General features: G+C 64.8%; 14 protein-coding genes. 4 read left to right on the top strand and 10 right to left on the bottom strand.

Annotation, left to right across the window (positions count from 1 at the left end; all coding sequences use genetic code 11):
- Positions 1-4: 4 nt before the first annotated feature.
- Complete coding sequence (locus HOP53_RS11865; protein WP_086509404.1) at positions 5-274, bottom strand: Rdx family protein; 270 nt, start codon at positions 272-274, stop codon at positions 5-7.
- A 55-nt stretch (positions 275-329) separates the two neighbouring features.
- Here HOP53_RS11865 and HOP53_RS11860 point away from each other — a divergent pair, with 55 nt between their 5' ends.
- The 4 genes from HOP53_RS11860 (at position 330) to ettA (ending at position 4,340) form a co-directional block, all read left to right on the top strand.
- Positions 330-1,643: an MFS transporter gene (locus HOP53_RS11860; RefSeq protein WP_234244344.1), complete on the top strand. Its 1,314-nt coding sequence runs from the start codon at positions 330-332 to the stop codon at positions 1,641-1,643.
- A gap of 124 nt (positions 1,644-1,767) precedes the next feature.
- Positions 1,768-2,202: a PAS domain S-box protein gene (locus HOP53_RS11855; protein ID WP_234244343.1), complete on the top strand. Its 435-nt coding sequence runs from the start codon at positions 1,768-1,770 to the stop codon at positions 2,200-2,202.
- A 181-nt stretch (positions 2,203-2,383) separates the two neighbouring features.
- Positions 2,384-2,593: a PA3496 family putative envelope integrity protein gene (locus tag HOP53_RS11850; RefSeq protein ID WP_234244342.1), complete on the top strand. Its 210-nt coding sequence runs from the start codon at positions 2,384-2,386 to the stop codon at positions 2,591-2,593.
- Between the two features lie 85 nt (positions 2,594-2,678).
- The gene (gene ettA / locus HOP53_RS11845) at positions 2,679-4,340 is read left to right on the top strand and encodes an energy-dependent translational throttle protein EttA (protein WP_234270232.1); all 1,662 of its coding nucleotides are present in this window, start codon (positions 2,679-2,681) and stop codon (positions 4,338-4,340) included.
- Positions 4,341-4,425: 85 nt separating this feature from the next.
- Here ettA and HOP53_RS11840 read toward each other — a convergent pair whose 3' ends face one another.
- The 9 genes from HOP53_RS11840 to surE all read right to left on the bottom strand — a co-directional run bounded on the left by HOP53_RS11840 (position 4,426) and on the right by surE (position 13,177).
- On the bottom strand, positions 4,426-4,584 hold the full coding sequence (locus HOP53_RS11840) for a DUF1328 domain-containing protein (protein ID WP_159553797.1): 159 nt from the start codon (positions 4,582-4,584) through the stop codon (positions 4,426-4,428).
- A gap of 175 nt (positions 4,585-4,759) precedes the next feature.
- A complete protein-coding gene (gene lpxL, locus HOP53_RS11835; protein ID WP_234270231.1) occupies positions 4,760-5,674 on the bottom strand; it encodes an LpxL/LpxP family Kdo(2)-lipid IV(A) lauroyl/palmitoleoyl acyltransferase in 915 nt (304 codons plus the stop codon).
- A gap of 45 nt (positions 5,675-5,719) precedes the next feature.
- Positions 5,720-6,838 carry an alanine racemase gene (gene alr, locus HOP53_RS11830; RefSeq protein WP_234270230.1) on the bottom strand — a complete coding sequence of 373 codons (1,119 nt, stop codon included), beginning with the start codon at positions 6,836-6,838 and terminating at the stop codon, positions 5,720-5,722.
- A 131-nt stretch (positions 6,839-6,969) separates the two neighbouring features.
- Positions 6,970-8,448 carry a TolC family outer membrane protein gene (locus HOP53_RS11825; protein WP_234270229.1) on the bottom strand — a complete coding sequence of 493 codons (1,479 nt, stop codon included), beginning with the start codon at positions 8,446-8,448 and terminating at the stop codon, positions 6,970-6,972.
- 110 nt (positions 8,449-8,558) lie between these two features.
- Positions 8,559-9,551: an RNA polymerase sigma factor RpoS gene (rpoS, locus tag HOP53_RS11820; RefSeq protein ID WP_234270228.1), complete on the bottom strand. Its 993-nt coding sequence runs from the start codon at positions 9,549-9,551 to the stop codon at positions 8,559-8,561.
- Positions 9,552-9,708: 157 nt separating this feature from the next.
- On the bottom strand, positions 9,709-10,791 hold the full coding sequence (locus HOP53_RS11815) for a peptidoglycan DD-metalloendopeptidase family protein (RefSeq protein WP_234270227.1): 1,083 nt from the start codon (positions 10,789-10,791) through the stop codon (positions 9,709-9,711).
- Complete coding sequence (locus tag HOP53_RS11810) at positions 10,784-11,767, bottom strand: DUF368 domain-containing protein (RefSeq protein WP_234270226.1); 984 nt, start codon at positions 11,765-11,767, stop codon at positions 10,784-10,786. The genes HOP53_RS11815 and HOP53_RS11810 overlap by 8 nt, the downstream gene beginning before the upstream one ends.
- Positions 11,764-12,444, bottom strand: a complete 681-nt coding sequence (locus HOP53_RS11805; RefSeq protein WP_234270225.1) for a protein-L-isoaspartate(D-aspartate) O-methyltransferase — start codon at positions 12,442-12,444, stop codon at positions 11,764-11,766. Before HOP53_RS11805 ends, HOP53_RS11810 begins: the two co-directional genes overlap by 4 nt.
- Positions 12,431-13,177, bottom strand: a complete 747-nt coding sequence (gene surE / locus HOP53_RS11800) for a 5'/3'-nucleotidase SurE (protein WP_234270224.1) — start codon at positions 13,175-13,177, stop codon at positions 12,431-12,433. The genes HOP53_RS11805 and surE overlap by 14 nt, the downstream gene beginning before the upstream one ends.
- Positions 13,178-13,191 lie beyond the last annotated feature (14 nt).

Here is a 13,191-nt window from a genome sequence, read left to right as displayed (position 1 = left end):
GTTTTCATCGATCGATGTGCCCCAGGTCCCGCCCGGGGTCGAGCCTGTCGCGCACCCGCTGCTTGAGCTGCTTGCTGTCGGGGAACCCGCCGTCGCGCTTGCGCTCCCACAGCGACTCGTCGTCGTAGAAGATCTCGAAATAGCCCCCATGGGAGGGCACCAGGGCGACCTCTTCCAGCTCCTCGCCGAAGGTGGAAAGCAGCTCCTGGGCCAGCCAGGCGCTGCGCAACAGCCACTGACACTGGGTGCAGTAATGGATGCGGATACGTGACATGCGGACCACTCTGTCGCAACAATGGAACGGGAATGATAGCAGCCGAGGAACCGGGATGAGCGAGCGCGAGATCAGCCAGTCGCGACTGTACGAGTGGCTGACAGGCGATGAAGACAGCCGCATGTGCAAGGATATCGCCGACGAGGCCTGCGACGAGCAGCCACGCAACTTTTTCCTGCACCTGTTCGCCTCGCTGGGCAACAAGCTGGCTGATGAACTCTCCAGCGCCCGCCTGGTGCTGCCCTGGCTGCTCGGCGTGATCGGCGCCCCGCTGTGGATGGTCGGGCTCTTGGTGCCGATCCGCGAAGCGGGCGCCCTGCTGCCGCAGCTGTTCGTCGCCGGCTTCATTCGTCTCAAGCCGCAGCGCAAGTGGGCCTGGGTCGTCGGCGGCTGCCTCCAGGCCTTGGCGGCGGCGGCACTGGCACTGCTCGCCCTGATCGGCCAGGGTGGGCTAGGCGGCGCCCTGGTGCTGATCACGCTGGTGGCACTTTCGCTGGCCCGCGGACTCTCATCCATCGCCACCAAGGACGTGCTGGGCAAGACCATCGCCAAGCAGCGCCGCGGCAACCTGCTGGGCTGGAGCGGCAGCGTGGCCGGGGCCGTTACCCTGGCGGCCGGCGGCGTGCTGATGCTGTTCGAAGATCGCCCCGGTGAACTGGCCCTGGCGGCGCTGCTCGGCGTCGCCGCACTGGGCTGGGCTGTCAATGCCCTGTGCGCGGCACGCATCGCCGAGGTGCCGGGTGCCGTGGAGGGCGGCGAAAATGCCTGGAACAGCATCAAGCTGGGGCTGCGCCTGCTGCGAGAGGACCGCAACTTCCTGCATTTCAATCTCTCACGTGCACTGCTGCTGGCCAGTGCCCTTGCACTGCCCTATGTGGCGCTGCTCGGCCAGCAGCAGAGCGGCGCCGAGCTTGGTGGACTGGGCCTGTTGATCGTGGTCTCGGGCCTCGCCGGCATGCTGGCAAGCCCGGTATGGGGCAAGCGCTCCGACGCCTCCAGCCGCACCGTGCTGCGCGACACCGGCCTGGGCGCTGCGGTCTGCTGTCTGCTCGGCGCCGGCATTGCCTGGCTGCCGGCTGATTGGACCACCCAGGTATGGCCCTATGCCCTGGTTTATGCTCTGCTGGTCGTCGTCCATGCCGGGGTACGCCTGGGCCGCAAGACCTACCTGGTCGACATGGCGGGTCAGGACAAGCGCGCACTCTATGTCGCGCTTTCCAACACCCTCACAGGCGTATTGATGCTGCTCGTAGGTGGCATGACGGGTGTGCTGGCCCAGTGGCTGGGTACCGACTGGCTGCTGATGGTACTGGCCGCGATGGCACTGGGAGCCGCCGCATCCGCCTCACGCCTGCCGGAGGTCGAGTAAGGGCCGGTCGGCGTTGTCAACCTGGCGCCGGCTGGCCATGATGTAGCATAGTGACATTTGGTAATAGTTACATTGGCAGTAGCCATATTCGGTAACCGCCAAGCCCGAGACAGGAACGCCTGGAATGAAACGAACCCCATTGATCAACCCCGAACTGCTCGAGCGCATCGTCGATGCCTCCGAAGACGGCATCGTGGTCGCCGAGCAGGAAGGTGACGAGAACATTCTCATCTACGTCAACAAGGGCTTCGAGCGGCTCACCGGCTACAGCGCGGACGAGATCCTCTATCAGGATTGCCGCTTCCTGCAGGGCGACGACCGCGACCAGCCGGCGTTGGACAACATCCGCAAGGCGCTGGCCGAGGGGCGGCCGTGCCGGGAGGTGCTGCGCAACTATCGCAAGGACGGCACCCTGTTCTGGAACGAGCTGTCGATCACCCCCGTCTACGATGCCGATGACAACCTCACCTACTACATCGGCGTGCAGAAGGACGTCACCGAACGCGTCGAGGCGCAGCGGGAGTTGGAGCGGCTCAAGGCCGAGCACGGCATTCCCTGACCGGTAGACGCGAAGAAAAAATCACGAATAAGCTTGCTCTCGGCTCCTTCCGGATATATATAGCCGTCAGGTGCCGCCCTTTGGCACCGATGGCGCTTCAGGTCCGTCGCTTCGGACGCGAAGCGGATGTGCGACACGTCGATCGCAACGCGGTCGACACCGGGCCATGGGAGGATTTCGCATGAGCCATGAACCCCTTGTCAACGACACTCACGACGACGACGACTTCCTCGAAGCGGTAAACGACGACGACTACGTGCGTCCTCGCGCCTCCAGCCGTGCCGACACCCTGCGTGCCCGACGCCGCGTCGAGGCCCTGCTGGAAGAGCGCCGCCTCAAGCGCGCCATCGAAGACGACTGGATGCTGCTCGACGAGGAAGAAGAAGAGTAGACACCCCATCGCGGCGACACTGGCCTTTGCCCTGCCCGACCACTATCATCGTGGCCACTGAACCCCTCAACTCCAGTGGAATTCCATGGCGCAATACGTCTTCACCATGAATCGGGTGGGCAAGGTCGTTCCGCCCAAGAAGCAGATCCTCAAGGACATCTCCCTATCCTTCTTTCCGGGCGCCAAGATCGGCGTACTGGGCCTGAACGGTGCCGGCAAATCGACCCTGCTGCGTATCATGGCCGGCGTCGACAAGGAGCATGAAGGCGAGGCGCGCCCCATGCCCGGCATCAACATCGGCTATCTGCCTCAGGAGCCCCAGCTCGACGACGAGAAGAGCGTGCGCGAGACCGTCGAAGAAGCCCTGGGCGAGATCAAGGAGGCGCAGACCAAGCTGGACGCCGTCTACGCCGCCTATGCCGAGCCGGACGCCGACTTCGATGCCCTGGCCGCCGAGCAGGCACGCCTGGAGAACATCATCGAGGCCGCCGATGCGCACAACCTCGAGCGCAAGCTGGAAGTCGCCGCCGAGGCGCTGCGCCTGCCGCCCTGGGATGCCCGTGTCGGTCACCTCTCCGGTGGTGAGCGCCGTCGCGTGGCCCTGTGCCGCCTGCTGCTCTCCAGCCCCGACATGCTGCTGCTCGACGAGCCCACCAACCACCTGGACGCAGAATCGGTGGCCTGGCTGGAGCGTTTCCTGCACGACTATCCCGGTACCGTGGTGGCCATCACCCACGACCGCTACTTCCTCGACAACGTGGCCGGCTGGATTCTCGAGCTCGACCGCGGCCACGGCATCCCCTTCGAGGGCAACTACTCTCAGTGGCTGGAATCGAAGGAGAAGCGACTGGAGCAGGAAGCCAAGCAGGAAGCCTCGCGCCAGAAGGCGATCAAGCACGAGCTGGAGTGGGTGCGCAGCAACGCCAAGGGGCGTCAGGCCAAGAGCAAGGCGCGCCTCAACCGCTTCGAGGAGATGCAGTCGGGCGACTTCCAGAAGCGCAACGAGACCAACGAGATCTACATTCCGCCCGGCCCGCGCCTGGGCGACAAGGTGATTGAGTTCCACGGCGTGTCCAAGCGCTTCGAGGACAAGCTGCTCTACGAGGAACTCTCCTTCACCGTGCCCAAGGGGGCCATCGTCGGCATCATCGGCGGCAACGGCGCCGGCAAGTCGACCCTGTTCAAGCTGATCACCGGCAAGGAGCAGCCCGACAGCGGCGAGGTGGTGATCGGCGACACCGTCGACATCGCCTACGTGGAACAGCTGCGCGACGCCCTCGAAGACAAGCAGACGGTGTGGGAGGCGGTCTCCGACGGCCAGGACATCCTCAACATCAATGGCTACGAGGTCTCCTCACGCGCCTATGTCGGCCGCTTCAACTTCAAGGGCAACGACCAGCAGAAGTTCCTCAAGGACCTCTCCGGCGGCGAACGCGGCCGTCTTCAGCTGGCCCAGACCCTGAAGCAGGGCGCCAACGTGCTGCTGCTCGACGAACCATCCAACGATCTCGACATCGAGACTCTGCGCGCGCTGGAAGAGGCTCTGCTCGCCTTCCCCGGCTGCGCTCTGGTGATCTCGCACGATCGCTGGTTCCTCGACCGCATCGCCACCCACATCCTGGCGTTCGAGGGCGATTCCCACGTGGAGTTCTTCGAGGGCAACTACACCGACTACGAAGCGGATCATCGCAAGCGGGTCGGTAACGACACCCCGCACCGGATGAAGTACAAGCGCATCGACGCCTGACCTCGCTGGATGCCGTAACGCGACGAGGCCCCGCTATGCGGGGCCTCGTCGTTTCGCTCTGTTCGCTGTGTGGGATGAAGAAACGCTATGGCCTCCTTCCGGTGATCAGTGAAACGATGAACAGCACGATGAACAGGAAGAACAGGATCTGAGCGATGGTCGTCGCCGCACCTGCGATGCCGGTGAAACCCAGCACCCCCGCAATGATAGCGATGATCAGAAACAGCATGGCATTGCCGAGCATATGGACCTCCTTGACTCGTTTAGCGCCAATTTCCTTCGGCGCAGTTTCCCTAAACAGGTGTCCTTAAGCCTTGCGTGAACTCACCGAAGCGTCAAGTTACCACCGGTGACGCCTTGTTATAGTTCTGCTACATCACCGTACGGAACTGCCGCTTGCCGGCTCGTACCTGCCCGGCTCAGTAGAGCTCCGGCTCGCCCTCGGGGCGCGTCTTGAAGCGACGATGGAGCCACATGTACTGCTCCGGGTGCTTGCCGATCGCCCGCTCGATGAAGGCGTTGACCTGCGTGGCATCACGCACTTCATCGCCACTGGGGAAATCCTCCAGCGCGGGGTGGCACTCGATGGTATAGGTGCGGTCGTCGGGGTTGCGATGAAACATCAGCGGCACCACCGGCGCCCCGGTCATCCGCGCGATCTTGGCGGTCAGGCGGATGGTCGCCGCCTGGATGCCGAACAGCGGAGCGAAGACACTGACATCGCGACCAAAATCCTGGTCTGGCGAATACCACACGATGTGCCCCGCCTTGATGCGCCGTACCACGCCGCGCAAGTCGTGGCGGTCGATGGCTTCACCGTAGATACGGCTGCGCGCCCGGGTCATGAAGCGGTCGAACAGCGGATTGTTGTGCGGCCGATAAACCACGTCGGAGGGGAAGTAGAGCGAGTGCAGCGCACCGCCCAGATCCAGCGTCGAGAAGTGGATGCCCACCACCAGCACGCCCTTGCCCTGGGCGTAGGCCGACTCCAGATGATGGCGGCCCTTGTAGGTGACGCGATGGCGCAGATGCCTGGGGTCGCGACACCAGCCCGTTGCGGTCTCGAGAATGCCGATGCCATTGGCCTCGAAGGTCTCGCGCACCAGCGCGGCGCGCTCAGCGTCGCCAAGCTCGGGGAAGCACAGCTTCAAATTGGTGTCGACGATATGGCGGCGGCGCGGTACCGCCGCCCAGGCCAGCAGACCGAGGGCCCTGCCGATGGCCAGCTTGAGCCGCCATGGCAGCCAGGCCCCCACCCGCATGGCACCGATGGCCAGCCACGCGGGCCAGAAGCGAGGATGGGCGTAGGAGTCGGGCCAGTTGCGTTTGGACATGCGGGATTCCGTTCAGATCGGGTTCGGGAGCAAGGGCACCGAAGCTCAGTCGAGCCGCGAATAGCGCCGGGGGACACGCGGCAGAATACCGGTCAACAGCGTATAGCTGATGGTATCGCAATAGCGGGCCACCTCATCGACGCTGAGCACCGCGCCATGACGGGAGCGCCCCCACAGTACCACCTCGGTGCCGATGTCGGCCTCGGGGATGTCGGTCACGTCCACCGTCAGCATGTCCATCGACACCTTGCCGGCAATCGTGGTGCGCTGTCCGGCCACCAACACCGGCGTACCGTCGACCGCATGTCGATCGTAACCGTCGCCATAGCCGCAGGCCACCACCGCGATGCGCGACGGTCGCGGCGCCCGCCAACGCCCGGCATAGCCCACCGGCTCCCCCACCGCCAGGTCGCGCACGGCGATGATCTCGGAGCGCAGCGTCATCACCGGCTGCAGCCGGCGGCTGGTCTCGCTGGGGCGTTCCAGCGGATCGCTGCCGTACAGCATGACCCCGGGGCGAACCCAACTGCCATGGGACTTCGGCCAGACTAGAGTGGCCGGGGAGTTGGCCAGACACAGCGGTGCCTTCAAGCGCTGGGCCAGGTCGCGCATGCGCTCCAGTTGGGTCTCGAAGTAGCCGGCATCGACGGCATCGGCGGTGGCGAAATGGCTCATCAGCTGCAGGCCGGTGGCACACTCGAGGGCTGCCGCCAGACGCTGCCACACCGACTCCACCTGCTCTGGAGCAAAGCCCAGCCGGTGCATGCCGGAGTCGACCTTGACCCAGACCGGGATCGGCCGGGCCGGACGATGCTCCAGCAAGGCCCGTAGCTGCCACTCACTGTGCACCGCCATCCACAGCCCGAGCGCCTCGACGCGAGCCAGCTCCGACGCCTCGAAAATGCCTTCCAGCAGCACGATGGGCGACGCGATGCCGCCCAGGCGCAGGGCCTCGGCCTCCTCCAGGCAGGCCACGGCGAAGGCGGGCGGACGCTTGCCTTCGGGCAGCGACTCGAGCGCGCGGGCACAGGCCACGGCGCCATGGCCGTAGGCATCGGCCTTGATCACCGCCAGAGCCCGGCTCTCCCCGGCCAGTTCACGCGCCAGGGCATAATTGTGACGCAAGGCGTCAAGATCGATGTCTGCGACCAGGGGCCTGGCCATGGCAACCTCCGCTGATAGGAAACAGCGCAGTATTATCTTTCATAACTCAAGCCGCTTCACGAAAGAAACCACCGATTACTCGGTGGCTCATGGTGATTATCTATGTTTTTTAGCGGCGATTTCGTCATTTATCACGATGGCGCTTGGGGCCGCTCACCGATGTTCATGACCGGATTGTCGTTGGCTTCATCTGGCAGCTCCAACGAGACGCGCTCCTCGTCGGACAACCAGGCGTTGACTGCCTGGATGGAGTCCGCTCCGAGAATGCCTGCCTGCAGCTGCAGCTGCAGCAGCCCCAGCACGTAGTCGTAGCGCGCCTCGGCATGCTCGGCGATGGCGTTGAACAGATTCTGTTCGGCGTTGAGCACGTCGACGATGTTGCGCGTGCCCACCTCATAGCCCGAACGCGTCGCTTCCAGAGCGCTCTGATTGGAGATGATTGCCTGCCGGCGCGCCTCGACGGTCTCGACGTCGTTGTTCACCCGCGTGAACAGGGAGCGGACCTGCTGGATGGTATCGCGTCGCTGCGCCTCGAAGTCGTACTGCGTGGCCTCGAGCAGAAAGCCACTCTGACGAATCTGTGCCTGGGTCGAGCCGCCGGTGTAGAGCGGCAGGCTGGCACGCAGCCCGACCTGGCTCTCCGACTGATGTGCCGCACCGCTGCGGTCGGTGTCCGCCCAACCGTAGTTGGCGAATGCCGACACCACCGGGCGCTGGCCGGCCCTGGAGACCTCGAGGGTACTTCTGGCCACCTCGATACCCGCTTCGGCCATCAGCACCATGGGGCTATTGGCCATGGCCAGCGCCACCCACTCCTCGCGGTCGGCCGGCTGCGGCGAGGCAATCGGCACCTCCTCGTCCAGGGCATCGATGCTGTCGTAGCGGTGGCCGGTCAGCCGCTCCAGCGCCTCGAAGCTGACCTGCATGGCCCCTTCGGCGGCGATGCGCTGAGCCCGCGCCAAGTCGAAGCGAGCCTGGGCCTCATGCACGTCGGTAATGGCGATCAGGCCGACTTCGAAGCGCTCTCGCGCCTGCTCGAGCTGCCGGCTGATGGCGGTTTCCTGAGCGCGGCGGGCGCTGAGAATATCGTGCGCTCGCAGTATCTCGAAGTAGGCGTTGCCTACGTTGTAGAGCAGCTGCTGCTGGGTCGCCTCCAGCCCCAGTGCGTCACGATCGATCTCTCTCTCGGCGCGCTGCAGCTGGGCACGACGTGACGGGTCGTAGAGCGCCTGCTCGGCATCAAGGCTGATGCCGACACTGTTCACCGTATCGTCCTGATCGAAGGCGGCAGCGGCAGCACCGGCCCCCACCTCCTCGGCGCCCTCCTGAACCCTGCCGGCCGCCCCTTGTGCGGGGCTCGAATAGGTACGAGTGTGGCTGACGCTGCCGCCGATGCCGATCTGCGGAAGCAAGGTGCCGCGCTGCACATCCCGCGCCGCCTCGGTGGCCTGAAAACCGGAGCGGGTCGACGCCAGCTCAGCGTCGTTGGCCAGCGCATCCTGGGCAATGGTCCACAGGTCGGCAGCATATACGTTTCCTGCCATGGCAAGACCCACGATTGCCGCAAGACCACGGCGCTGGAAGCGCTTGGTGAATGGTGAGCGATGCATTGATCGTTTCCTTGTTCATCCCTGCATGATGAGGATGCTAATGATAACGCATCAGCATGCAGAAAATATGCAGCCGACCCGAAGGTCGGCTGCCTCTGCTCGATCTGCCGTTACTCGTTGAAGATGTTGTCCATCGAGAGGCCCTGCTTCTCGAGTACGCGACGCAGCTTCTTGAGCGCTTCGACCTGGATCTGACGTACTCGCTCGCGGGTCAGGCCGATTTCGTCGCCAACCTCCTCCAGGGTCGCCGCCTCGTGGCCGCGCAGGCCGAAACGGCGGATGACCACTTCCATCTGCTTCTCGGTCAGCTCTGCCAGCCACTCATCGACATGCTGCTTGACGTCGATATCGACCAGCGAAGACTCGGGGCCCTGCTCGTTGTCGTCGGCCAGGGTCTCGATCAGCGGCTTGTCGCTCTCGCCGCCCATGGGGTAGTCGACCGAGGATACACGCTCGTTGAGCCCCATCATCTTCTTCACCGACTCGACCGGCTTGTCGAGATAGTCGGCGATCTCCTCCGGCGTGGCTTCGTGATCCAGCTTCTGGGTCAGCTCACGGGCCGCACGCAGGTAGATGTTGAGTTCCTTGACCACGTGGATCGGCAGACGAATGGTGCGGGTCTGGTTCATCAGCGCCCGCTCGATGGTCTGACGAATCCACCAGGTAGCGTAAGTGGAGAAGCGGAAGCCGCGCTCTGGATCGAACTTCTCCACCGCGCGAATCAGCCCGAGGTTGCCCTCCTCGATCAGGTCGAGCAGCGTCAGGCCGCGATTGAGATAGCGACGGGCGATCTTGACCACCAGCCGCAGGTTGGACTCGATCATTCTCGCCCGCCCCGCCGGGTCGCCCTTCTGGGCCAGGCGGCCGTAATAGACCTCCTCTTCCGGTGTCAGCAGGGGCGAGAAGCCGATCTCGTTGAGATAGATCTGGGTGGCATCGAGACTATGGTGGTAGTGCTTGTCTTCGCGACTCAGCGCCTTCTCGAAGGCGGTTTCGTCGTCGCTGTCGCTGGTCGAGCTGTCCGACTCCGTACTGAGCTCTTCATCAGACTCGGTGACGTCGTCGAGATCAACATCCTGAAGGTCCCGTTCAAGCATGCTCATCGGTTGCTACCCCGTGGTTTCGTCCTGAAATGTCGTTATCTCTTGCATGACTCCGCATGCAGAGCTCTATTGTTATTGACTCCTCACGGCACCAAGCGGGTGCCTTCGACCACCTTGCCACCCCGGCGACAGCCACGACTACTGGCCACTGACTCGACTATCGCTGCGGCAGGTACTTCAGAGGGTCCTGAGGCTGCCCATCCTTGCGCACCTCGAAATGCAGCCTGACGCTCTCGGCATCGCTGTCGCCCATGGTGGCGATCACCTGACCGGCTTCGACCACATCGTTCTCCGTCACGCGGAGGCTGTCGTTGTGGGCATAAGCGCTAAGGTACTGGTCGTTGTGCTTGAGCAGGATGAGGTTGCCGTAGCCCCGCACCCCGCTGCCGGCATAGACCACGATACCGGGACCGGCTGCCCTGACAGGTTGCCCCTTTTGCCCGGCAATATCAATGCCGGCCGTTATGCTTCCACCTTCACCGAAACGGCCGACCAGCTCACCGTCTGCGGGCCACTGCCAGGGCACCTCATCTACCGGTGTATAGGTACGACCAGCGCTAGCCGGCTGACGTTCCGGCTCACCCGCCACTTGCGTGCCGGCATCCGGCTCGGGCTGTGCCGCCGGCTGCGGTTCCGGCTGCTGTTGGGGTTCCGGCTGCTGCTGAGGTTCCTGCTGCTGTGTGGCAACGGCCGCTTCGGCATCCACGCGTGGCTCGGGTGGGCGCTCCGGCTCCGCTGAGGGAGCCGGTTCGGCAACCTGCTCCGCACTGGCCACCGCCGTCTCGCTGGGGGCGCTTGCCTCACCGTCCAGAGGCTCGACGGTGAGCCGCCGGTTACGCTCGATGCGCTCTTCGTCGGGTAGCAACCAATCGCTGTCGCCGTCCTGAGCTGCGGCGCCGCTGCCCAGAGCGGTAGCCGTCGCCACCTGGGGGTCGCCCAGCTCACGCGAGGGCTCCTGGCGCGTCGGCGCGCCTGCACCCTCGCCCAGGCGCAACTGCTGGCCGGGCTGGATGCGATATGGCGGTCCGATCTGGTTGAGTCGCGCCAGGTCGCGATAATCCATGTCATGCCGCCAGGCGATGCCGTACAGAGTATCGCCCTGCTCGACCGTGTAATGGCTGGCCGGAGCACGCTCGCGACTTACCGAGAGATCGCGAACCTGGGGAGCGCCATGATCCTGCTGAGCGGCACAGCCGGCCACGGCCAGGGCGATGGCCGAGACGAGAAAAACCTTACGCATTGGAGCCCTCCTTGTCAGGCGAATTGTGAGAGCCGTTTCCCGCCCGGCCGGGTGCGCTGCCACCCGTGCCGCGAGCCACCCCGAGGACCAGAGCTGCCCCGAGCAGCATGGCAATCACCACCGGCAGCATCAGGCCGGATTCTCCGGTCAAAATGGCGTAGTCGCCAGGGGTCAGGTAGCGGTAGTCGAGCGGAATCATCTGCCCCTCGGGACCGAGCTGGTAGCGAACCAGCTCGCGCCAGGGCCAGAGCACGGGCAGCGAGCCGACGATGAAACCGATCAACAGCTGCAGGGTGGCCGTATGATAGCGGCGAAGCAGCCAGGAGAGCAGCCGTGAAAAGCCAAATAGACCGATCAGGCAGCCTACCGCGAAAGTCGAGAGCAGTGCCAGATCGAAGCTGCGTATGCCCTGCATCACGGTGCCATAGAGCCCCATGGTCAACAGCAGGAAGCTGCCGGAGACGCCGGGCAGCAGCAGTGCGCTGATGGCGATGGCCCCGCCCACGATCAATACCAGCGACGGAACGCCCAGTTGGGTGACCAGCGGCATCAGCGACGGCAGCCCGTGGGCCAGCAGCAGACCGACGATCAACGGCACAAGATGCCACAGCTTCCAATCGGAAGGATGCCGGCTGACCACGATGGCAGACGCCGCCACCAGGCCGAAGAAGAAGCCGTTGAGCAGTAACGGATGATCGTCCATGAGCCACACCACCAGATGCGCCACGCTGACCAGACTGACGCCGATGCCCAGCAGCAGCGGCAAGGCGAAGGCCAGGTTGAGATGATGGTAGAGCCCGGCCAGCCCGCCGCGACGCCAGGCCGGATAGGCGCTGGGGCCGAACTGCTTGATGGTGTGGATGAGCTCCTCGTAGATGCCGGTGACGAAGGCGATGGTGCCGCCGGAAACCCCGGGCACGGCATCGGCCGCTCCCATGCCGGCCCCCTTGAGGAAGACACTGAGTTGTCGCTTCAACGAATCACTCCTTGCAGCAGCGGCACGAAGCGTACGCGCTCGAGCCGCTGTACTTCTGTTTGATGGCCCACGCGGCGCACCCGAGTCAGCCACTGGTCGCCGCCCGGATCGGCCAATGGCAGTATCATCACGCCGCCTTCGGCGAGCTGGTCGATCAGCACCTGAGGCAGCTCATGGGCGCAGGCGGTGAGCAATACCACGTCGAACGGCGCCGCCTCCTGCCAGCCGTGGCCGCCATCCGCCAGGCGCAGGCGAGCGTTGTGCGCCCGCAGCAGGCGCAGCCGCTTCGCTGCCCGGTGATGCAAGGCATTGATTCGCTCCACCGACCAGAGTTCCGGAACCAGGCGCGAGAGAATCAACGTTTGATAGCCGGAACCGGTGCCGATCTCCAGTACGCGCTGGGGCGCCTCCTGCATCACCAGCTCGGTCATGCGCGCGACCATCCACGGCTGCGACAGGGTCTGGCCGTGGCCGATGGGCAGCGAGGTGTCCTCGTAGGCACGATGGGCCAGCGCCTCGTCGAGGAAGAAATGACGCGGCTCTTCGGCCATCACCCGCAGCACCCGCTCATCGACGATGCCCTGTGCGGCCAGGCGTGCCGCCATGCGGTCTCGGGTACGCTGCGACGTCATGCCGACGCCGCGAAGCAGTTCCGGCAATCGTTCAGGTGAATGCATCCAACCAGCCTTGCACATCGTCGAGCGCTGCATGCCGGGTGAGGTCGGTCTGCAGCGGCGTTATCGATACGTATCCCGCCTCGATGGCGGCAAAATCGGTGTCATCGCCATCATCGGCGCTCAGCCCCACGGCCGCAATCCAGTAGCGTAAACGGCCGCGGGGGTCACGCACCTCCATCGGCCGCTCAGCCGGCCCACGATAGCCCATGCGGGTCACGCGGAAGCCCTGGATCTCTTCCCAGGGCAGGTCCGGCACGTTGACGTTGAGCAGGCTGCGGGGCGGCAGCGAGAGCCGATCGGCGGCACCGATCAGGCTCGCCGCGACCCGGCCGGCGGTGTCGAAGTGGCGCGAGCCCACCAGCGACATGGCAATGGCCGGCATGCCGAGGTTGCGCCCCTCCATGGCTGCGGCCACGGTGCCCGAATAAAGTACGTCGTCGCCCAGGTTGCCGCCGTGGTTGATGCCGGATATCACCAGATCGGGGCGCTCGTCCCATATGCCGTTCACGCCCAGGTAGACGCAGTCGGCGGGCGTGCCGTCGACACAATGAAAGCCGTTGTCCAGCGCGGTCAAGGCCAGGGGGCGATTGAGGGTCAACGAGTTGCTGGCGCCGCTGCGGTCGCGATCGGGCGCTACCACTCGCAGCCGGGCATGGGGCTCCAGGGCGTCGTAGAGGGCACGCAGGCCCGGCGCATGCACACCATCGTCGTTGGAAAGCAGCAGTCTGCGCATTCGATAAGGCCTCC

This window comes from Billgrantia ethanolica (genome assembly GCF_021404305.1).
GTDB lineage: Bacteria > Pseudomonadota > Gammaproteobacteria > Pseudomonadales > Halomonadaceae > Halomonas > Halomonas ethanolica.
This window is presented reverse-complemented; position numbering and strand designations above follow the sequence as displayed.

Coding starts and splice junctions, on each gene's coding strand:
- rpoS (WP_234270228.1), bottom strand. CDS start 9,551: ATGAGCATGCTTGAACGGGACCTTCAGGATGTTGATCTCGACGACGTC.
- HOP53_RS11865 (WP_086509404.1), bottom strand. CDS start 274: ATGTCACGTATCCGCATCCATTACTGCACCCAGTGTCAGTGGCTGTTG.
- HOP53_RS11860 (WP_234244344.1), top strand. CDS start 330: ATGAGCGAGCGCGAGATCAGCCAGTCGCGACTGTACGAGTGGCTGACA.
- lpxL (WP_234270231.1), bottom strand. CDS start 5,674: ATGTCCAAACGCAACTGGCCCGACTCCTACGCCCATCCTCGCTTCTGG.
- surE (WP_234270224.1), bottom strand. CDS start 13,177: ATGCGCAGACTGCTGCTTTCCAACGACGATGGTGTGCATGCGCCGGGC.
- HOP53_RS11825 (WP_234270229.1), bottom strand. CDS start 8,448: ATGCATCGCTCACCATTCACCAAGCGCTTCCAGCGCCGTGGTCTTGCG.
- ettA (WP_234270232.1), top strand. CDS start 2,679: ATGGCGCAATACGTCTTCACCATGAATCGGGTGGGCAAGGTCGTTCCG.
- HOP53_RS11855 (WP_234244343.1), top strand. CDS start 1,768: ATGAAACGAACCCCATTGATCAACCCCGAACTGCTCGAGCGCATCGTC.
- HOP53_RS11815 (WP_234270227.1), bottom strand. CDS start 10,791: ATGCGTAAGGTTTTTCTCGTCTCGGCCATCGCCCTGGCCGTGGCCGGC.
- HOP53_RS11805 (WP_234270225.1), bottom strand. CDS start 12,444: ATGCATTCACCTGAACGATTGCCGGAACTGCTTCGCGGCGTCGGCATG.
- HOP53_RS11850 (WP_234244342.1), top strand. CDS start 2,384: ATGAGCCATGAACCCCTTGTCAACGACACTCACGACGACGACGACTTC.
- HOP53_RS11840 (WP_159553797.1), bottom strand. CDS start 4,584: ATGCTCGGCAATGCCATGCTGTTTCTGATCATCGCTATCATTGCGGGG.
- alr (WP_234270230.1), bottom strand. CDS start 6,838: ATGGCCAGGCCCCTGGTCGCAGACATCGATCTTGACGCCTTGCGTCAC.